Consider the following 22,555-nt stretch of genomic DNA (forward strand, 5'->3'; position numbering starts at 1 on the left):
CGAATATCATGAGGCTACTTTTGCTTTTTAAATATCCCATAAAACTTGATACGCTTAAATGTGCTGGAATCGTTACTAGCATATGAATATGATCCAGACAGCATTCTGCCTCTATAATCTCTACATTTTTTCTATTACATAAATCTCTTAATATTTTACCTACATCAGCTTTTATCCGACCATAAATTATTTGTCTTCTATACTTTGGTGCAAAAACAATATGATATTTACATCTCCATTTACTATGTGATAAGCTTTTTACGTCATTCATTGACATTGAACCTCCTATGTTGAAATGTTGTGGTTGCCAGACCAACTCCATTCTAGCACTAGGAGGTTCTTTCCTTTTCTCTAAGAATTTTTACTGACCCCCAGTTTAACTGGGGGTTTAGTCATGCCTATTCGGCGTACAATAATAAAACGGTGCAGGCAAGAGCTGCACCGTTTAGTTTTACTATATAAATTTTGTTATAGTATATTTTATGTTCTAACTATCTCTTAGAACATTGCATGAGCAATAAAGTAACCTACTACACAGCTTGTGAATACACCAATACAACCAGGTAGTATAAAGCTGTGGTTGATTACGAACTTACCAATGCGCGTTGTACCAGAACGGTCAAATCCGATACATGCAAGGTCTGATGGATACGTTGGTAAAATAAAGTAAGCATAACAAGCTGGCACAAAGGATAAAATAATGAGAGGATCTACTCCAACACTAAGGCCCATTGGCACTACAATAGCAAGTGCTGCCGCTTGCGAGTTTACCAGTTTAGAAATCAAGAATAGCACAAAAGCATATGTCCATGGATACGCTACAACAATGCCAGACAATGTAGTTTTAAATTGTGGAATGTAAGCACCGAAATATGTTTCTGCCATCCAAGCTACACCATAAACAGAGATAACTGCAATCATACCAGATTTAAATACAGAACCATTCGTTACATCACTAACTTTTACCTTGCACACAAGAAGAATAATCGCAGCAATTACAAGCATAGAAATTTGAATAGTTGGTGTCATGGATAATGGTTTCCATACGCCTTTAGCATTTGGAACAAGTGGTAACAATTGTTCAGGGAAACTACCAAAGAGAGCAATAATAAGAATACCTAGTAGAAAAATTGTTGTTGCCCAATATGCAGTACGTGGAAGTTCAGTTTTAACACTTGCTTCTTTATTTTCTTCATAAATGTACGCACGTTGCTCAGGATTTTTAATACGTTCTTGAAAGTCTGGATCATTTGCAAGATCTTTGCCACGACGCATGCTCCAAATACCAGCAACAATAACACCACAGAAAGTAGCTGGAATTGTAATTGCCAAGATTGTTACTACACTAGCTGGGAAGTTAGCCGCTACTAACATAGCAACAACGGATACGACTGCAACGGATGCCGGTGAAGCACATACCCCCATTTGAGAAGCAATTGATGATACAGCCATAGGTCGCTCTGGACGAATACCTTCTTTAATTGCAATATCATAAATAATTGGGAACATTGTATATACAACGTGACCTGTACCGCAAAGAACAGTCAAAAACCAAGTTGTTATAGGTGCTAAAATTGTAATCTGCTTCGGATTTTTACGTAGAAGTTTTTCTGCATAAACTAACATTACATCTAAACCTTTAGAGGCTTGTAAAAAACCAGAGCATGTAACTACCGCCATAATAGTCAACATTACATCAATAGGCGGTTTTCCTGGAACTAAACCAATTATGAATACAAAAAAGGCAAGCCCTAAACCTGATATAGCAGCAAGTCCTAGGCCGCCATATCTAACACCTACAATTAAGCAGGCTAATAAAACAATAAAACCTAATAAAATAATCATGAAACTTATCAATCCTTTCAAAACCATACATAATAATACAAATCAATTATATTATATGTCACTATTAAGAAAAATAATAGATAAAATAATCCAAATTAATAAGTTATAATAATGATTTTTTTTTATTATTACTAAAATTATTATTATTTCTAGTATATATGATTATATTTATTTAGCGCGCGCTAAATAAAACTACCTTCTTTACAATTTAGTTTCACTTTTAAATCTCTAAAATATATTTTTTGTTGTCGTTTTAAATAAAAGCTTATAAATGGTTTAAATATTATTTTTTTAGAGACAACATTTTCAGTAAAATCCAGAATCGTTTTATCACCCTTTGAGTAGAATGTTCCAATCCAAGTCCCCTTAATATTTTTATTGTCTATCTCAAATATCCATGACTGGTATTTAGTACATTCTGTAATTCTAAAATAAGTTTCGATTCCATTCTTGGCAATCTCTATAAAGTTATGCTCATCTATAATTTTTACTGCCTTTAAATCGCTTCTCCAGGAAAAATCGTTTAGATTAGTCACTGTATCCCACACAATTTCTATAGGGCATAAAATAGTGACCTTCATATTAGAAGTTGCCATAGTGATTACCTCATATATAATACTTATGCGTACTACGTCTCTTCGTTCCTAGTGAGCAAAGCCACTGCTTCGACATGCGCTGTCATTGGGAACATATCTACTGGTTGTACTTCTTGTAGTTCATACCCATAGTGTGTGAGGATTTCAATGTCTCGTGCCATGGTTGCAGGATTACAGGATACATAAACAATGCGTTTAGGTTCCATACCAGCCGCAGAAGTTAATACTTCTTCTTTACAGCCCGCCCGGATTGGATCGAATACGATAACATCTGGTCGTACACCTGCTTTATAGAGTTTTGGCATTTCCACGGCCGCATCGGCGACGATAAACTCTGTATTATCATAGCCATTGTGTCGTGCATTTTCACGAGCATTGATAATCGCTGGTTCTACGATTTCTATACCGATAACATGTTTTGCTTTATGAGCTAAGAACAGTGAAATAGTACCAGTACCACAGTACGCATCGATAACGGTTTCGTTTCCTTTTAGGTCTGCATACTTTAATGCTTGATCATAAAGCACCGTAGTTTGTTCAGGATTAACTTGGAAAAAGGAGTGTGGAGATAAGGTAAATTGTAAGTCCTTTATATGGTCTGTAATCGTTCCATCCCCATAGAGAACACTATTTTTACGCCCTAATATAACATTAGTACGCTTCCCATTTACGTTATGAACAATGGTTTCCACTTGGGGAACTCGTTCAGTTAATTTTTCAACCCACTTCTCTTGATGTGGCAAGTGTTCTGTCGCGGTTACAAGGATAATCATCCATCCAGATTGTCCAATGCGACCGATTACATGACGTAGCACACCTTTACCAGTATGTTCATCATAAGGCTCAATATCAAATTCTTTAGCAATTTGGTAGCAAGCTTGAGCAATGATATTATTACCTTCATCTTGAATGGGACAATTCGTACCTTGTACGATATCATGTGATCCCATCGCATAGAATCCCATTTGAATATTCCCTTTAGTCCCACCCACAGGCATTTGCATCTTATTACGATACGCCCATGGTTCTTTAGGTCCCAATGCTGGTTTTACAAGTTCTGAATTTTGATGACCAATGCGTTCGATAACGTCCTTCACCTTTTGTGTTTTTAGTGAAAGCTGTCCTTCATAGGTAATGTGTTGCAACTGACATCCACCACAAAAGCCATAGAGATCACAGCGCGGATCGATACGATTAGGAGCAATGGAAACAATTTCTAATAGTCGTCCTGTAGCATAAGTCTTTTTCACCATATTGATGGATACTTTCACGGTTTCCCCAGGCAAGGCAAAGGGAACAAAGACTGTAAAATCCTCTACACGACCTACCCCTTCACCACTACTACCGATACCATGAATAGCAACTAATACTTCATCACCTAACTTAACTGGAGCATTGAGTATGGCCTGTTGCTTCTTAGATAATGTACTAATAACTGATTGACCTGTATTCGCACAATTACCGTTTCTACGTTGTTGTTTAGATTTTTTCTTACGAGATGTACGACTTGTACCGTTCATTACGAATCTCTTTTCTTCCAAATTTTAATCATGCCAGTTACGATAAGTACAAAAAATACAGTGCCAAATTTCACGAGTAATTCTTCACCTTGAATATATGGCATAAGAAGTGAATCTTCCACAATCATTTCACCAGCAACCCAACCTAATAACGCACCACCAGCCCAAAGAATGACAGGAAACTTATTGATGATACGAGCAAATAGTGTAGAGCAGAACACAATGATTGGAACAGTAATCAACATACCAACAATAACGAGCTCTAAATGTCCTTTAGCGGCACCAACTACACCAATTACATTATCGATACTCATCATCGCATCAGCCACAATGATTGTCCAAATGGCTCCCATTAAGGAATTCTTAGCTTCGATATGTGCCTCTTCATCTCCACCTTTTAAGAGTTGAATGGCAATCCATACAAGTACAAGGCCACCACCTAAGTGAATAAGAGGAATTAAAGTAAGTGCTTCCACTAAAAGAGTGGCAAATACAAGGCGCATCCCAATAGCCCCTACTGTACCCCAGATAACAGCTTTCTTTTGTAATTCTGGTGCCAATTTACCCGCTGCCATACCAATAACAACGGCATTATCTCCTGCCAATAAAATATCGATCAAAATAATTTTACTAATCGTTATCCACGTTGCAGCTTCTAAAAATTCCATTCTATACTTACCTCAATTCACTCTACTAATTCTATAACTATCCATTAACTATACCACAAATTCTCTATTTTCTCATCTAAAAGAAAGCACTTAGACTACCACAGTTATTCTTAAGATTAGCCTATGAGATTCTTTATAATAACTATACTTTTACAAAAAAATATCTCTCCTCCTATGACTAGAAGAAGAGATATATTACATTATTTTTTAAGTTTCTTTACTAACAAAGATGCCCCTACTACGAGGATAAAGGCTCCAACTTTGATGAGTAATGCATACGGTTCTACGGTATGTGAAATTAATTTATCTTCCACACTCATCGCTGCACCTACCCAGGCGAGAATACCTCCACCAACATAAAGGATGATTGGAAAACGTTCGATAACTTTTACAAATAAAGTACTACCATAAATGATAATAGGTACTGTAATAAGCATACCGATAGCAACTAATGTCATATCACCACCAGCGGCACCAACTACACCAATAACATTATCAATACCCATAATTCCATCTGCAATAACAATGGTCATGATAGCAGCGCGCAAGTTGTCTTTAGCCTCAATATTATGCTCGCTATCATCATCAACAACAAGCTTGTAACCGATCCATAAAAGAAGGATACCACCTACTAAACGAAGAGCAGGAATATTGTTCAATGCCTCTACAAAAAGGAATGCCATAACAAGGCGTAAAATAATGGCGCCAGCTGTGCCCCAGAAAATCGCTTTTTTCTGTAAATGTGAGGGTAAGTTGCGAGCCGCCATACCAATAACGATAGCATTATCACCAGCTAATAAAATATCAATAACGATGATTTGAAGCATCGCCAATAATCCTTGTACAGTTAAGATGTCCAATGTATCCTCCTTAGAATAAAATAACAGTGTATATATTATAATCGATATAGTAAGGTAGTGTAAAATTCAATTATCAACATATATATACGTTTTTATCATAATTCTTTCTTATTAAATAAGGTAGTTTATATAACTGTATTTCTACCCTTACATAATCATAATATGGGCTCTTTATTTTTATATATTTAATTCCTTTTTTTCTTAGGTTTTGGCTATTAAATTAAACTACTTTATGGTATGGTATAGTATATCGTTACTAGGGAGGTTAGTATGTATCAAACATATTCTATACTGCAAAAATTATGGTTGTTCATAAAACTATTTACTCCAATGTGCATCACTCAATTTTCCCTGATTGGGGCGACATTCATCGCCATCTTTTTAACGGGGCAATATAGTACGACTGATTTAGCTGGTGTCGCTACGGGATATAATTTGTGGCTCCTCTTCTATATCTTTGCACAAGGTACATTAATGGGTATCACGCCAATTATTTCTCAACTATTAGGAGCTAAGAAAACTGATGATATTCCAATAATCTTTCATCAAGGCCTTTTTATCGGTACAGGACTAGCATTTTTAATTTTACTAATCGGTATATTCGGCTTACGTCCTTTATTGACATATTTAAATCTTGAACCGGCTGCCGCCGAGGTATGTATTAGTTATCTGAAAGCCTTTGCACTTGGTTTATTCCCATTACTCTGGGTAAATACTTTGCGTAACACAGTCGATTCTCACGGACTAACACATTATTCCATGGCCATCGTCTTTACAAGCTTTGTGATTAACGTATTCTTAAATTACGCACTCATCTTTGGTCATTATGGTTTTCCTGAAATTGGTGGTGTTGGTGCTGGCTACGGTATTGCCGGAGCTTGTTGGACGAACTTCATTCTATTTAGCTTAGTCATTCTATTGCATCCTAAGTTAAAAGGCTATCACATCTATAAAGATTTCCATAGCCCGAATTTCCACTATATCCGTGAACAATTACAAGTTGGTATTCCCATTGGCTTCTCCATCTTCTTTGAAGCTAGTATCTTTAGCATTGCTGGTCTCTTAATGGTTCATTTTGGTTCTGCTGTAGTAGCAGCCCACCAATCAGTAATTTCCTTTACTAATGTATTCTATTGCTTGCCATTAAGTATTGCCATGGCCTCTACCATTGCCGTTGCTTATGAACTCGGTGCAGGGCGAAAAAAGGAAGCGATCCAATACTCTTATATTTCTCGTGTATTGGCCATCATCATAGCCATTCTCATATGCGCCTTTACGTTCACCCATATGGATAATATTGCTGATCTATTCACCAATGATGATGAAGTATATGAGCTTATTTATCACTTCCTTGGGTATGGCGTATTTTTTGCTGCCATCGATGCCATAGGTACTCCATTACAAGGTATTCTAAGAGCCTACAAAGATGTAAAAGTAGTTCTTTACATCTCACTCATTTCTTATTGGGGTGTATGTTTCCCAACGGCTTATACCCTTGCTAAAAATCCTAATTATGGACCATTTGGCGTATGGATTGGTTTGTTGGTTAGCGTAGTAGTTGCGGGTATATTATTTACACTTCGCACATACTATATACAACATTACAAACCTAGAGCTATTACAAAATAATAAAAGCACCTATTGAATATTACACATCAGTGTAAAACATCAATAGGTGCTTTTTTATTTTAAAGCCTCTTGTTTCTCTACTTTGGACATACGAAAGAAATTATATAGTGTTTCTGCCGTCTTATAATTCATAGATTCTACTTTTGCAAGTTCATCAATAGATGCCGCTTTCATGGCCTCTAAACTATTAAAGTGAGCCCATAATGCCTTACGGCGTTTAGGACCGATGCCTTCAATATGATCTAGAATAGATTCAAGATTTCGCTTGCCCCGCAACTTACGGTGATAAGTAATAGCAAAACGATGCGCTTCATCACGAATTTGTTGAAGTAATTGAAGTTCCGGCGTGTGATGACTCAAGATGATACTTTCAGATTGCCCCTCTACAAAGACCTCTTCAATACGTTTAGCCAAGGAAATGACAGGCACATCTGTAACACCAACGGCACGGATTAACGGCAAAGCCGCATTGAGCTGACCTTTACCTCCATCGATGATAATAAGGTCCGGCATAGGCCAGTCTGTTTCATTACCGTAGCGTCGTTCCATGATTTCTGCCATCGATTTAAAATCATCTGGCTTACCCTGTGTGGTTTTCAATTTAAAGCGGCGATATTCCTTCTTCGCAGGCTTGCCACCTTCAAAAACAACCATGGAAGCTACCGTTTCAGCCCCTTGTGTATGAGATATATCAAAACACTCCATACGTTCAGGTAAACGTGGTAAGTCGAGAATTTCGGCTAACTTCTTAACCGCTCCGCCAGTCTTATCGATTTGGTGCTGCCACTGACGACGACGTTCTTCAAGGAAAGTTTCCGCATTTTCATGAGCCATCTTAATCATATCCATCTTATAGCCACGTTGTGGCACAGATACATCTACATGTTGGCCTTTGAGCTGTGTAAACCATTCCGTTAATAAGTCCCTATCTGTACTCTCCATAGGTAGTAGTAACTCTTTAGGGATAAAGTTTGTATCTCCATAGTATTGCTTGATAAAGTCCGTCATAATCGTTTCTGGACTATCTCCATCATGTTGCACAAAGTAATTTTCACGGCCTAACAGACGACCACCGCGGATGAATAGCAACTGCACACAGGCCATCGATGTATCTACAACTAACCCTAATACGTCTAAATCGCCACGTTGAGTAACCATGCGTTGCTTTTCTTGTATCTTTTCAATACTAGATAATTGATCACGATACCGTGCCGCATCTTCAAAGCGCAAATCTTCTGCAGCAGTTTCCATCTTTGATTTAATTTCCTTTAGCAATGGTATAGGTTTGCCTTCAAAAAGTTCTATAATTTCGTCAATATACTTCCGATAATCCGGTACAGATATTTTGTTAAAACACGGTGCCTCGCAGTAATGCATATGATACTGCAAGCACGGGCGTTCTACCTTCATAGACTTACAGGTACGCAATGGATAGTACTGGCGTATTAATTTCAGTACCACATGGACGGATGTAACGTCTGTAAAAGGGCCAAAATACTTAGCCCCATCTCGTTCAAGACGGCGCGTCATATATACACGAGGATAGTCTTCTTGCACTGAGATTTTGACATAGGGGTACGTCTTATCATCGCGGAGCCTAATATTATATTTAGGTTCATGCTCCTTGATAAGCGTATTTTCTAAGATAAGTGCTTCCATTTCCGTCTTTGTTTGAATGACTTCCACATCGACGGCACGTTTCATCATGGCCGTTACCTTTGGTGCCCGATTCGCATCATTACGTACATAGGAACGCACACGGTTGCGCAAATTAATAGCCTTACCTACATAGATGATGCGGTTATATTGATCGCGCCATAGATAGACACCTGGCGTCGTTGGCAGATGACTGACCTTTTCCAGTAATTCTTCAGACGGCATATTTCCTCCTTTCCTTGCAGATTACAAGAGAATAGCTTACACACTTCTTTAAATAATGCCCTTTATGAGTTGAAGGATGTAGTCTATTCTCTTTATGATTTTTCTTTTATGGAAACTTAAATATATGTACTATTTTATTTCTTATGCTTCACTGCTTTCATAAATTTCTTAGTCTGTTCCAATACAGGACCTAAGAATTTGCCAGTATAGCTTTCTTTCACCTTAACAATTTCCTCAGGCGTACCAGTTGCCACAATAGTGCCACCGCGATTACCACCTTCAGGACCAAGATCAATAATGTAATCAGCCATCTTAATAACATCTAAATTATGTTCGATAACGATAACTGTATCTCCGCCCTCTACAAGTTGTTGCAATACATGTAACAACTTACGAATATCTTCAGCATGAAGACCTGTAGTAGGCTCATCGAGGATGTATAGCGTTTTACCGGTGCTACGACGCGCTAGTTCTGTAGCTAATTTAACCCGTTGAGCCTCACCACCAGATAATGTAGTAGCCGCCTGACCTAAACGGATATACCCAAGGCCAACCTCTTGAAGAGTAACCATCTTACGATTGATCTTAGGAATCGCACTAAAAAATTCTACAGCATCATCAACTGTCATATCTAATACATCAGCAATAGATTTTCCTTTATATTTAACCTCCAAGGTTTCACGATTATATCGCGCTCCTTTGCAGACTTCACAAGGCACGTATACATCTGGAAGGAAATGCATTTCAATCTTGATAATACCATCACCACGACAAGCCTCACATCGACCGCCTTTTACGTTAAAGCTAAAACGACCTTGTTTATAACCGCGCATCTTAGCTTCTGGCGTTTGACTATATAGTTCACGAATTGCATCAAATACACCTGTATATGTAGCTGGATTGGAACGAGGTGTACGTCCAATAGGGCTTTGATCAATATTGATGATTTTATCAATATGTTCAATGCCTCGAATCTCTTTATGAGCTCCTACCTTATGATAAGAACGATACAACTGATTGGCTAATCCTTTATAAAGGATTTCATTGATTAAGGTAGACTTACCAGAACCGCTGACACCAGTAACAACATTAAACAAGCCAATAGGAAATTTTACATTTACATTTTGTAAATTGTTTTCCTTAGCACCGCGAATTTCAATGCAGTTCTTACCTGGTTTACGGCGTTCTTCCGGAAGAGCGATAAATTTACGACCACTCAAATACTGACCAGTAATAGAGTCTTTTACCTTCATAACTTCGTCAACAGAACCAGCGGCAATAATTTGACCGCCATGCTCACCTGCACCTGGACCAATGTCCACGAGATAGTCAGCCGCACGCATCGTATCTTCGTCGTGTTCTACAACGAGCAAGGTATTACCTAAGTCCCGCAAGCCTTTTAAGGTATCGATAAGTCGATCATTATCTCGTTGATGTAGACCTATGGACGGTTCGTCTAGGATGTACAATACACCTACCAAACCAGAGCCGATTTGCGTAGCTAGACGAATACGCTGTGCTTCACCACCAGATAATGTGCCTGCACTACGGTTCATTGTTAGGTAATCGAGACCTACATTATTAAGGAAACCTAGACGAGCATTGATTTCCTTTAAAATTTGAGCACCAATCACTTGTTCACGTTCAGTTAACTGTAGATTACCAAAGAAATCGAGTGCTTCTTTAATAGTTAACTGCGTTACTTCGTTGATATTCTTATCCCCTACAGTAATAGCTAATACTTCAGGTTTAAGACGAGCCCCATGACATGTAGTACACGGCTTAATAGACATAAACTTTTCAAATTCTTCACGCATAGAGTCTGTAGAGGCTTCACTATGACGGCGCTTAACCATCGGTAAAATACCTTCGTACTCAGTAAAGAATTCCTTTATCTCACCTCTCATATTTTCATAGGTGAAACTTACCTTATCCGTCGTACCGTACATCACCTTTTTCTGTAATGCTTTCGGCAATTCATCATAGGTGGAGTCTAAGGAATATCCATTAGCTTTTAATAGACCTTCTACTTGACGCATAAACCAAGCATTAGGATTGGAGCTCAAGGCTTGCACGCAACCATCGGCAAAGCTAATAGATCCATCTGGAATAACGCGCTCCTCATCAACCTCCATAGTAGAACCAATCCCTAAACAAGATGGACACGCACCAAACGGACTATTAAAAGAGAACATACGCGGTTCAATTTTAGGTAATGAAATATGACAATCTGGGCACGCAAAATGTTGGCTATACATGTGTTCAGTTCCGTCTACCTCTTGAATCACAACGATGCCTTCTGCCCATTTTGAAGCGGTCTCCATAGAGTCAGCCAACCGAGATTCAATGCCTTCTTTTACAACGAGACGGTCCACAACGATATCGATGGAATGCTTCTTATTTTTCTCTAATACAATTTCTTCGTCCAAGGTACGCACTACACCGTCTACTCGAGCACGAACAAAGCCTTCTTTGCGAAGTTGTTCAAACACCGATTTATGTTCCCCTTTTTTACCTTGAATCATAGGGGCTAGCACTAAAACCTTTGTACCTTCGGGAAAGCTCATTACATCGTCGGTCATTTGTTGTATTGTTTGCTGGGTAATAGGCTTACCACATTCTGGACAGTGTGCATGACCTACGCGTGCAAATAAGAGACGTAAATAGTCGTAAATCTCCGTTACGGTACCAACCGTAGAACGAGGGTTGCGACTCGTCGTCTTTTGGTCGATAGAAATAGCTGGAGATAAACCTTCAATATAATCGACATCGGGTTTATCCATTTGTCCCAAAAATTGACGTGCATACGCAGACAGGGACTCAACATAACGTCGTTGTCCTTCTGCGTAAATCGTATCAAATGCTAGGGATGATTTACCAGAACCACTGAGGCCAGTTAAGACGATAAACTGATCACGTGGCAAGGATATATCAATATTTTTTAGGTTATGCTGACGCGCACCTTTTACAATCAATTGATCTTTCATTATCTTTCCTATTTAAAGAGATGATACCAAACGGCATCATCTCTCCGATTACTAACATGAAATAATATATGTATATTATCGCACATATAGTCTATATAATCTATGTGTTTTCTTACAATCTTTTAAAATTGCTCTTAAGATTTACTTTTTGGACTCGTCCGCTTTCTAGATTTGGTAGAAGCAGGCTTCTTCAACTTGCTATCTCCTGCACTATGCATATCGGACCATTGTTGACGTAATACGCCCAATTGATCACGTAATTTAGCAGCGGATTCAAATTCAAGCTGCTTGGCAGCGACCTTCATTTGACGATCTAGCTCTTCAATCTTATTGTACAATTCTTCCGGTGTTATATCTGCCACCTTAGGTGCTGATGTATCTTGAACATATGATTCGTGTCCATGGTCCATGCCCTCTGAGGATTTTTTTTGTTTTCCTTTTTTCGGTGAAAGTCCCTTTCCATCGGTAACCATATCTTCTTCGATTTTCGTTAATTCGATAAGCTCTTTTACATCTTTAGATACAGATTTAGGCGTGATATTATGTTCAATATTATAAGCCTCTTGCACGGCACGACGACGATCGGTTTCATCGATAGCTCGTTGCATAGAACCTGTTACACGATCTGCGTACATGATAACATGACCATTCACATTACGAGCCGCACGACCTATAGTTTGAATCATGGCCGTATCGGAACGCAAGAAACCTTCCTTATCCGCATCTAAGATAGCAACCAAGGAAACCTCTGGCATATCGAGACCTTCACGAAGCAAGTTAATACCAACTAATACATCGAATACGCCAGCCCGCAAATCACGAATGATTTCAGCCCGCTCAATAGTAACAATATCGGAATGAAGGTAACGAACTCGTACGCCCATTTCCTTCAAGAATTCCGTTAAGTCCTCAGCCATCTTCTTCGTCAATGTCGTAACAAGAACCCGTTCATTCTTGGCAGCTCGTTTGTGAATTTCTCCAAGCAAGTCATCCATTTGCCCCTTAATAGGACGAATTTCTATAGATGGATCTAATAGGCCCGTAGGACGAATGATTTGCTCTGCAATATTCGTTTCTACTTCCATTTCGTATGGGCCAGGTGTAGCCGATACGTATACAATTTGATTGATACGCTCTACAAATTCATCGAATTGAAGAGGTCTATTATCTAATGCAGAAGGAAGACGGAAACCGTATTCGATAAGAGATTCTTTACGGGCACGGTCACCATTATACATAGCACGAATTTGAGGCATCGTCACATGCGATTCGTCCACCATGATGAGGAAATCATCTGGGAAATAATCAATCAATGTAAACGGTGCTTCTCCAGCCTTACGTTCAGACATATGACGGGAATAGTTTTCGATGCCCGAGCAATAGCCCATTTCTTGCATCATTTCTATATCGTAACGGGTACGCTGTTCTAAGCGCTGAGCCTCCAATAGACGGTCAGCAGCTTTTAACTTCGCCAACTGCTCATCTAATTCGGCTTCAATACGCTCTACAGCAATATTCATCTTCTCTTTCGTCGTTACATAGTGAGATGCTGGATAGACAGCAACGTGTTTTCTTTCCGCAATAACTTCACCCGTCAAGGAATCTACCTCTACGAGGCGGTCGATTTCATCACCAAAGAGCTCCACACGAATGGCTCTTTCACTATAAGCGGCAGGGAAAATATCAATTGTATCCCCTTGTACACGGAAGGTACCGCGGATAAAGTTCATATCATTTCTCGTATATTGAATATCTACGAGTTTAGATAAGATTTCATCGCGCGATTTAGTTTGACCTAAGCGCAAGGACAATACAAGATCAGAATAGTCCTCAGGGTCACCTAAGCCATAAATACAGCTAACAGAGGCAACGATAATGACATCGCGGCGCTCAAAAAGGCTCATCGTAGCACTATGTCGCAGTTTATCGATTTCATCATTAATAGACGCATCCTTCTCGATATATGTATCACTAGAAGGAATATAGGCCTCCGGTTGATAAAAATCGTAGTAAGATACAAAGTATTCTACCGCATTATTTGGAAAGAAACTTTTAAATTCACTACATAATTGAGCCGCCAAGGTTTTATTATGAGCAATGATCAAGGTCGGCTTTTGAACTGCTTCAATAACCTTAGCCATTGTAAAAGTCTTACCAGTACCAGTGGCACCGAGCAAAACTTGCGCCCATTCACCACGTTCAATACCTTCTGTTAAAGATTGAATCGCGGTAGGTTGGTCACCTGTAGGCGTAAAGGGCGCCTCCACTTTAAATGGTTGGCCCCCCTCGTAATTATATGTACTATGCTTCATTACTGTTCATCCTGATGTTTACGGATGGCTTTCATTTCTTCATCCGTCAAACGACGACCTACATTTTCCGCTTGATTCAACGTATCCTCACCTTCTAAGACTTCGATGAGCATAGCAATAGAAAAGCGATCTAGTGTAGGTGTGGTCTTCTGGATTTCATCAGCCATCATCCAATCTGATTCAGTATAGTTATTAATACGTTCTGTAATTTCTTCCCAGTTTGAAAGTAGCAATCTCGTAATGGGGCGATATAGTTCAATACCGAAGTACTCGATTAAGCTAACTATCTTATTCATATTTTCTAGGCTAACATTACATTCATTTTTTTTATTTTCAGATTCTACATATTCAAGTAAGAATTCCCGGTTATATTTATTTGTCACCTTGAATCATTCCTTTATTAAATAGTGCATTAGCAAATTCTTTTGCATTAAATGGACGCAAGTCATCCATACCTTCGCCAACGCCAATCCAGCGTACGGGTACGCCCAGTTCCTCTTTAATAGAGATAACTACGCCGCCTTTTGCCGTACCATCTAGTTTAGTTACTACAATACCATTTACTGGTACAGCTTGACCAAATAATTTAGCTTGGCTTACTGCATTTTGACCCGTAGTACCATCTAAAACGAGCAATGTTTGATGCGGCGCACCTTCTACGTGGTTATTCGCTACGCGCCCCATCTTTTTAAGCTCTTCCATAAGGTTAACCTTAGTATGTAGACGACCAGCCGTATCTACAATAACAAGGTCTGCATTACGAGCTTTCGCAGCTTCCATTGCATCATATACAACGGCAGCAGGGTCTGCGCCTTCTTTATGTTTAACAATCGGCACACCAACGCGATCAGCCCAAATGGATAATTGGTCAGCTGCAGCGGCACGGAATGTATCGCCTGCAGCAATGATAACCTTTTTACCTTCTTTAGTATAATAGTTAGCCAATTTAGCGATTGTCGTTGTTTTACCAACACCATTTACACCAACTACAAGGATGACCTCAGGATGGTGCAAAGTAATTTCATCTTCTTGATCGATGAGCATTTCCGTGATGCGATCTTCCATAAACGGCATTACATCACCAGTATGATTGATGATACCTTCTGTTACACCACGACGAATTTCTTTCATCAAGTATTCTGTCGTCTTAGGACCTAGATCACTAGTAAGCATAACTGCTTCTAAATCATCTAAGAAATCATCATCGATTTGCGCATAACCAATAACGATGCTTTCTACATTTTTTACAAAAGACTTACGAGTTTTCTCTAAACCGTCTTTAATTCTATCAAAGAATCCAAATGCCATTATGCTAGATCCTCCTTCACATCTTCAAATGCTACTGTTAATAATCGCGATACACCGCGTTCCACCATGGTTACCCCTTGTAGTACTTCGGCAGCTTCCATCGTCTTTTTACGGTGAGATACAACGATAAATTGTGTTTCTTTATTTATTCGATTTAAGTAAGAGCTAAATCGCTCAACATTGGCTTCATCAAGCGCCGCGTCAACTTCGTCAAGCACACAGAACGGAGCTGGACGATAGTTGAGGAATGAGAACAATAAAGCGATAACCGTAAGAGCACGCTCGCCACCCGATAAGAGTGTCAATTGTTGACGCTTTTTCCCTGGTGGTTGAATGTAGAAGTCGATACCACCCGTCAAAATATTATCTGGATCAGTAAGTACAATTTGCGCAGTACCGCCACCAAACAACTGGCTGAATACTTCTTGGAATCTACGGCCTACCACATCCAATACATCGTATAGCTGTGTACTCATAGCCTTATCCATTTCGGCAATAACCGCCTGTAATTGCGCCTTTGCCGTATCTAAATCAGCTAATTGTGTGGTTAAGAAATCATAGCGTTCTTTAGTCTCTTCGTATTCCTCAACGGCATTTGGATTGACTGGACCCAATTCGGCAATTTCGGCCATCAAACGAGCTTGCTCATCCTTCCAATCGTTAACAGAGCCTTCAATGCGAAGGACTTGAGCATCTTCCAAAGTAAAGCCTAGCTCTTGTAATTCTTCTACAAAGCGCTCACAGTCCATGCGATGACGTGTAATTTTACCTTCCATATCAACAAGGCGACCTTGCACCACTTTATAGCGTTGATTCAATCGGTCTTGCTCACTGAGGATAGATTCCATTTCTTCGCGACCTGTAGATGTTTTATTATAGGCTTCATCACGAAGAGCACGTAATCGTTCAACCTCAGCCGTAGCAGAGGTCAACTCTTGTTCTGCCACTTCCTGAGCCTTAGGTATTTCCTTTTCATAGCGTTGTGTAGTACTAACTAACAAATTACGAAGTGGTGTTAAGCGCTCAATAATACTAGAAATAGACTGATTACGCTGTTCACGTTGTGATTCCCGTTCCTGAATGGTATGTCGCAAGGTATCACAAGTAAGGCGAGCTTCCGTGAAAGCTTCATACGCCTCTTGTTGCACCTTTTGCAACACAGTTAATCGATCCATCAACGTCCCTTGATTACCATCCACACCATGATCCTCTTGCAAGGAAGCTAATGCTGTTTCTTGTTCTTTCAAGTTAGCTGTTGTAGTAGCCAAATCAATATCAATTTGTACTAAACGTTGCTCTTCTTCATGGAGAACACGTTTCTTACGATCCAGCTGATTTTGTATATTTTGTACCTTTGTTTCGCTAGCCACATAGAGTAAGTTCGTATGCTGATAGCTTTCATCAAGAGTCGCTTGTTCCTTTTCAGCTTCTTCAACCCGTTTCTCAAGGCGTTCTAAGTTGGCTATTAAGGAGCGAATTTGTCCTTCAATTTGTACCAGTTCTTGTTCAAGACTAGCAGCCTCTTCCTTGCGGCTCAATACAGAAGCACGCTTGCGCTTTGTGGCACCACCGGTTAAAGAACCACCAGGTTGAAATTGTTCCCCCGTAAGAGTTACGATGCGCAATTGCTGATTGTATTTTTTCTGTAATCCAATGGCATCATCCATGGAAGATACTACCAAGGTGCGACCCAATAAGTATTGGAAGATATGGGCGTACTTATTATCAAAGGAAATACAATCAACAGCAGTGCCTAATACACAGCTTTCATGTAAAGCCGGTGTATCATATGGTTTACCTTTAACAGAATCCATCGGCAAAAAGGTTACGCGACCACCTTGGATAGATTTCAAATAATTGACACCCTCTGCAGCAGCACGAGCTGTAGTAGTCACAACATGGTTAACACTTCCTCCTAAGGCCGTTTCGATAGCCGTAGTATATTTGTCCTCTACCGTAAAGAGATCGCCAACAGCGCCCGTGATCTGTTCGCGCCAAAAACCTTTACCATTGAGGATGTTCTTTGTGCCTTCTAAGTAACCTTCGTGCTGTTCCTCCCACTGTGCTAAAAGTTCTAATCGACCTTTTGCACGTTGTTCTTGAGTGCGCAGCTTTTGTAATTCCTTACGCTCTTCACGCGCTTTCATAGCCGCATCCTTAGCATCATCAACGAGGGCTTGTCGTTGAGCAGATAAAGCATTAAACTTTTGACCTAGCGCTTCAAATTCAGAACGAGCGACTTGTAGTTCACTATCTACCTGTGCTATTTCAGATTCTAGAATAGAACATTGATTTTTACTTTCCACCTTGCGAGCTTCTAAACTCCGAATACTAGCCTTAGCCGTTTCAATAGCACTCACAACTTCTAATTGACGTTGCTCAAAAGCCTCTCGATTGGATTGCAAGGATTGAAACTTAGCTTGTTCTGTCTTTACATCTTCAACAGCCTTTTTGTAACTCGCTTCTAATTCTTCTAGATTAGACTCTTTTTCTACTAATTGAGCGCTTTCATCTTGAATCAATTGATTTAAGATTCGCAATTGTTGCTCCTCGCCCTTTTGCGTAGCCTCTAGCTCGCTAATGCGCATAAACGTTTCATCTAATTCACGGCGCGCTGTTTTTAGTTGCTCTTCTAAAAGACGTAAGTGACCAGATAAGCGTTCTTCATCACGTTGCTTTTCCGTATATTGAGCCTCCCACAACTTAAGCTGTTCCTGCTCTTTTGACGAGGACGATTGCAATTCGTGACGACGAGCTTCTAATTTAGACAGTTCAGTTTGAAGCTCAATTTCTTCATCTTTAAAGGCAATATTATCGTTTTCAAAACGTGTTAAAAGGCGATCAGAGGTCTTATAATTGTGAAAGCCTAATGCCCCATCATAATCGCGCTTTGCGCGGCTTAAAGTCATATATTTTTTAGTCTTTTCCGCTTTTTCAGACAAAGGTCCTAGTTGCTCTTCAATGGTAGCCATTACGTCCCGTACGCGCTCCATATTACGGTCTGTACTAGCAATACGACGTAAAGCATCTTCTTTATTAATTTTAAAGCGAGAAATCCCAGCTACATCTTCAAAGATAAGACGACGTTCTTCAGGTTTAGAATTTAAAATAGCATCAATTCGGTTCTGACCAATAATAGCCATGGAATCTCTACCAAGACCGGTATCTGCCAGTAAAAGATGTATGTCCTTTAAACGACAAGAGCGCTTATTGATGAGAAACTCACTTTCACCAGTACGATAGATACGGCGTGTTATAGCCACCTCTGCCATATCTAAATCTAATTGTTGGTCACTATTGTCAAATACAAGAGTAACCTCAGCAGCGCTCATAGGTTTGCGCTTTTCCGTACCAGAGAAAATGATATCCTCTGCTTTTTGACCACGTAAATTACGAAAATTGGATTCCCCTAAAACCCATTTCATGGCATCCGTAATATTACTTTTACCACTTCCGTTAGGACCAATAACGGCAGTCATTCCTGGTGAGAATTTTACAACCGTCTTATCTGCAAACGATTTAAAGCCCTTTAATTCCAACCGAAGTAATTGCATGACTGCCTCCTTTCTACTAACAACCCTAAATAATCATATCTTCTATTATAACACATATTGTAGGCCATCAATACAGCAACGAACGGTATTTCTCGTACTTTCTTCACACCAACTTATACTATATTGTGGATATAGTTCAGCGAAATATAATACATTTCTATTTTTAAGCCCTCTCACCTTAGATGTTAAGCTTCTAGGATAAGAAATAATAATATTATGTTTTATTGCAATACTATTATTCCCAATATAGTTTGTTTTATCATTATTAGTCTTATCTTTACATCCAGTATTATCAGCATTAACTCTACTAAATCCTAGATTTTCATAAGTAGCGTATTCAGTTAGATTAAAACAATCGTTACTTAGTGAGTACTTATACTGAGATACATGCTCATCAATACAACGTTCAATTCGCTGCTTATATTGTTCATTCACAACTAGCTCCCCCATAGCTGGCTCATATGGACCTGCCACTAAGCTATTACCGGAATCTAATTCTTCTGTACTTTGTAATCCCGTGCGAATGACTTCAATACCATGCTGTTCAAACCAATTTTTTAAAAATGCACAATACTGTATAGCTAGCTCAGTACTTAGTGGTTCATATTCTCCAGCTCTATACTGGTCGGCTAGCTCTGTATTTTCTATAACTAGTACGGGATAGATACGTATAAAATCAGGTTGTAATGCGACTACCGCAATGGCCGTTTCTATTATTGTTTGCCAGGTCTCACCTTTTAGTCCTGGTAAAAGTTGAACTCCAACGGTCATATCATGCTGTTTTAATCGTGCAACAGCCTCTACTACCTCTTGTGCCGTGTGACCCCTCTTAGCATCGACTAAAATACCATCATTCATAGACTGCACGCCAAGTTCTACAGTTTTTACTCCATAAGACTGTAATAATGTAATCGCTTCATCACCTACAGCATCAGGTCTTGTAGAGCAACGTATGCCATCAATGATTCCCCGTTGAAGCATTTCATAGGCAGGCATTAATAATTTATGTTGTAAATCTTTAGGAATAGCCGTAAATGATCCCCCATAAAAGGCAACCTCCCAAAACTTCTCGCACCGTTTTGTGCCTACATAGTCTTTAATTGTTTGTTGTATATATTCTGGAGTTAGGTGACTAATACCAGATTGGCCCGTAATACGAGATTGATTACAAAATGTACACACATAAGGACAACCTACGTGAGGTATAAAAAAGGGAATCATACCAAATGGTTTCATAGACACCTCCTCTTCTTATGTAAAAATTATTATTCATCTATTATTATATAGATTATTGTTCATCTATCATTATATAGATCATTATTCATCTACCATTATATAGATTATTACTCACATACTATATATTACTCACATACTATTATACAAAAAAAAGCGCCATTCGGCGCTTTTCTATTTATCAGCCATCAACTTTTCTAAAGTCAATTGAGCCGCATGTTGTTCTGCAATTTTTTTACTTTTACCAGAGCCGGCCTCATAAGTAACACCATTAATTTCAACCTCCATATGGAAGGTTTTAGCATGATCGGGACCACTTTCACTGAGCAAATGATAGACAATATGTTTATCCCCATCACGTTGCACATATTCTTGTAATAATGTCTTATAATCTTTGCCCCGCTTACCTTCTAAGGCTTGCATGATATAGGTAGTTAAATGCTTTAAAACAAAGGCCATAGCCGTTTGATAATCTGTAGAAATATAAATGGCACCGATGAGAGACTCAAAGGTATCCGCTAATATAGAGTTTCGATCGTTACCACCGGAAGCGCGTTCTCCATGACCAAGCAATAAATATTGTCCTAGTTGCAAAGAACGGCTCACAGATGCTAAAGAATCCTCACACACTGTAGCGGCCTTAATTTTCGTTAAATTACCTTCAGCCATATCTGGATATGTCTTAAATAGGTATTCCCCAATAATAAGATCCAAAACAGCATCGCCTAAAAACTCTAATCGCTGATTGTGATGAATATGCTTTGATTTATGTTCATTCGCATAAGAAGTATGTGTAAAAGCACAATCTATAATGGATATATCTGACACAGGTATGTCTAAACGAGCAACAAGCTCATGAAGAGATTCTTCACGAGCTTGTGTTATCTTACTCTTATGCGTTTCGATAGTAACCATTAAGCTTCATAACGGCGAATGCAAAGTGTACCGTTATGACCACCAAAACCGAAAGAGTTAGAAAGTGCACATTTTACTTGAAGTTCACGTGCGCCTTCACGAACATAGTCCAGATCCAAACCTTCATCAGGATTGTCACAGTTAATTGTAGGGTGAACTTTACCAGTTTCAATCGCCATCGCCATTACGATAGTTTCAATAGCACCAGCAGCCCCCAATAAGTGACCTGTCATGGATTTAGTAGAGTTAACAGCGATATTTTTAGCGTGATCGCCGAACAATTCTTTAATAGCCAATGTTTCATTTTGGTCATTAAGGCCAGTAGATGTACCATGAGCATTGATGTAGTTAACGTCTTTAGGATCAATACCTGCATCTTTAATTGCTAATTCCATACATTTACGAGCTTGAACACCACCTGGAGCTGGTGCAGTGATATGGTAAGCATCACCATTGCTACCATAGCCCACAACTTCAGCATAGATATGCGCACCGCGTGCTTTTGCGTGTTCTAATTCTTCAAGAACTACGATACCAGCACCTTCACCCATTACGAAACCATCACGGTCACGGTCAAATGGACGGGACGCCTTTGTTGGCTCATCATTGCGTGTAGACATAGCTTTCATAGCCGCAAAACCAGCTACAGCAGCCGGAGATACCGCAGCCTCAGTACCACCAGCAAACATCACATCAGCATCTCCACGTTGGATGATACGGAATGCATCGCCAATCGCATTTGTACCAGAAGTACAAGCAGTTACGTCTGTAATAACTGGACCTTTAAGACCAAGGCGAATAGATACGCGTGCAGATGTCATATTTGCAATCATCATAGGTACTGCAAATGGACTTACACGGCCAGGACCTTTTTCGAATAATGTTTCATACACCTCATGGATAGAGTCAATGCCGCCTATACCTGTACCAACTACAGTACCACAGCGATCTAAATCTGCTTTATCTAAATCAAGATCAGCATCTTCACAAGCAAGAACAGCTGCACCGATAGCAAATTCTACAGAACGGTCCATACGACGAGCTTCTTTCTTGTCTACCCCATAGTTTGTAATATCAAAATCTTTTACTTCACCCGCAATGCGTGTTGCATAGTCAGATGCGTCAAAGCGTGTAATCGGCCCAATACCAGATTGACCTGCCAATAACGCATTGTAGAAGTTCTCTTTACCGATACCTACAGGAGTCACTGCCCCTAAGCCAGTAATTACTACACGTTTTTCCAATTA

16 protein-coding genes are annotated in these 22,555 nt (G+C 39.4%); 1 reads left to right on the forward strand and 15 read right to left on the reverse strand.

What is annotated here, in order from left to right:
* The 6 genes from tnpA to HMPREF1865_RS01425 all read right to left on the reverse strand — a co-directional run.
* Positions 1-271, reverse strand: a 271-nt coding sequence (tnpA, locus tag HMPREF1865_RS01400) for an IS200/IS605 family transposase (protein ID WP_155640498.1), incomplete at its 3' end; no start/stop codon positions are given.
* Between the two features lie 227 nt (positions 272-498).
* Positions 499-1,845 carry an anaerobic C4-dicarboxylate transporter gene (locus tag HMPREF1865_RS01405; protein ID WP_081094592.1) on the reverse strand — a complete coding sequence of 449 codons (1,347 nt, stop codon included), beginning with the start codon at positions 1,843-1,845 and terminating at the stop codon, positions 499-501.
* A gap of 182 nt (positions 1,846-2,027) precedes the next feature.
* A complete protein-coding gene (locus HMPREF1865_RS01410) occupies positions 2,028-2,441 on the reverse strand; it encodes a hypothetical protein (protein WP_060918959.1) in 414 nt (137 codons plus the stop codon).
* A gap of 32 nt (positions 2,442-2,473) precedes the next feature.
* Positions 2,474-3,961 (reverse strand): 23S rRNA (uracil(1939)-C(5))-methyltransferase RlmD, encoded by a 1,488-nt coding sequence (rlmD, locus tag HMPREF1865_RS01415; protein WP_060918960.1) that lies wholly within the window; start codon positions 3,959-3,961, stop codon positions 2,474-2,476.
* Positions 3,961-4,629: a TerC family protein gene (locus tag HMPREF1865_RS01420; RefSeq protein WP_060918961.1), complete on the reverse strand. Its 669-nt coding sequence runs from the start codon at positions 4,627-4,629 to the stop codon at positions 3,961-3,963. Before HMPREF1865_RS01420 ends, rlmD begins: the two co-directional genes overlap by 1 nt.
* Before the next feature lie 200 nt (positions 4,630-4,829).
* Complete coding sequence (locus HMPREF1865_RS01425; RefSeq protein WP_060918962.1) at positions 4,830-5,489, reverse strand: TerC family protein; 660 nt, start codon at positions 5,487-5,489, stop codon at positions 4,830-4,832.
* A gap of 270 nt (positions 5,490-5,759) precedes the next feature.
* Between HMPREF1865_RS01425 and HMPREF1865_RS01430 the strand changes: the two genes are divergently transcribed.
* Positions 5,760-7,118: an MATE family efflux transporter gene (locus tag HMPREF1865_RS01430; protein WP_060918963.1), complete on the forward strand. Its 1,359-nt coding sequence runs from the start codon at positions 5,760-5,762 to the stop codon at positions 7,116-7,118.
* Positions 7,119-7,172: 54 nt separating this feature from the next.
* On the opposite strand, the gene uvrC is transcribed toward HMPREF1865_RS01430, so the two are convergent.
* The 9 genes from uvrC to fabF all read right to left on the reverse strand — a co-directional run bounded on the left by uvrC (position 7,173) and on the right by fabF (position 22,552).
* Positions 7,173-8,999 (reverse strand): excinuclease ABC subunit UvrC, encoded by a 1,827-nt coding sequence (gene uvrC / locus HMPREF1865_RS01435; RefSeq protein ID WP_060918964.1) that lies wholly within the window; start codon positions 8,997-8,999, stop codon positions 7,173-7,175.
* A 134-nt stretch (positions 9,000-9,133) separates the two neighbouring features.
* Positions 9,134-11,986 (reverse strand): excinuclease ABC subunit UvrA, encoded by a 2,853-nt coding sequence (uvrA, locus tag HMPREF1865_RS01440; protein ID WP_060918965.1) that lies wholly within the window; start codon positions 11,984-11,986, stop codon positions 9,134-9,136.
* Positions 11,987-12,120: 134 nt separating this feature from the next.
* Entirely contained in the window at positions 12,121-14,298 is a 2,178-nt protein-coding gene (gene uvrB / locus HMPREF1865_RS01445; RefSeq protein ID WP_060918966.1) for an excinuclease ABC subunit UvrB, read from the reverse strand.
* On the reverse strand, positions 14,298-14,681 hold the full coding sequence (locus HMPREF1865_RS01450) for a hypothetical protein (RefSeq protein ID WP_008600675.1): 384 nt from the start codon (positions 14,679-14,681) through the stop codon (positions 14,298-14,300). The genes uvrB and HMPREF1865_RS01450 overlap by 1 nt, the downstream gene beginning before the upstream one ends.
* The gene (gene ftsY, locus HMPREF1865_RS01455) at positions 14,671-15,606 is read right to left on the reverse strand and encodes a signal recognition particle-docking protein FtsY (protein ID WP_004693455.1); all 936 of its coding nucleotides are present in this window, start codon (positions 15,604-15,606) and stop codon (positions 14,671-14,673) included. The genes HMPREF1865_RS01450 and ftsY overlap by 11 nt, the downstream gene beginning before the upstream one ends.
* Entirely contained in the window at positions 15,606-19,160 is a 3,555-nt protein-coding gene (smc, locus tag HMPREF1865_RS01460) for a chromosome segregation protein SMC (protein ID WP_060918967.1), read from the reverse strand. The genes ftsY and smc overlap by 1 nt, the downstream gene beginning before the upstream one ends.
* A 45-nt stretch (positions 19,161-19,205) precedes the next feature.
* On the reverse strand, positions 19,206-20,396 hold the full coding sequence (locus tag HMPREF1865_RS01465) for an elongator complex protein 3 (RefSeq protein WP_060918968.1): 1,191 nt from the start codon (positions 20,394-20,396) through the stop codon (positions 19,206-19,208).
* A gap of 171 nt (positions 20,397-20,567) precedes the next feature.
* Entirely contained in the window at positions 20,568-21,308 is a 741-nt protein-coding gene (gene rnc / locus HMPREF1865_RS01470) for a ribonuclease III (protein WP_004693448.1), read from the reverse strand.
* Complete coding sequence (gene fabF / locus HMPREF1865_RS01475) at positions 21,308-22,552, reverse strand: beta-ketoacyl-ACP synthase II (protein ID WP_004693446.1); 1,245 nt, start codon at positions 22,550-22,552, stop codon at positions 21,308-21,310. The genes rnc and fabF overlap by 1 nt, the downstream gene beginning before the upstream one ends.
* Positions 22,553-22,555: the final 3 nt, after the last annotated feature.

Origin of the sequence: Veillonella parvula (assembly GCF_001553335.1) — a bacterium.
Taxonomy (GTDB): domain Bacteria; phylum Bacillota; class Negativicutes; order Veillonellales; family Veillonellaceae; genus Veillonella; species Veillonella parvula_S.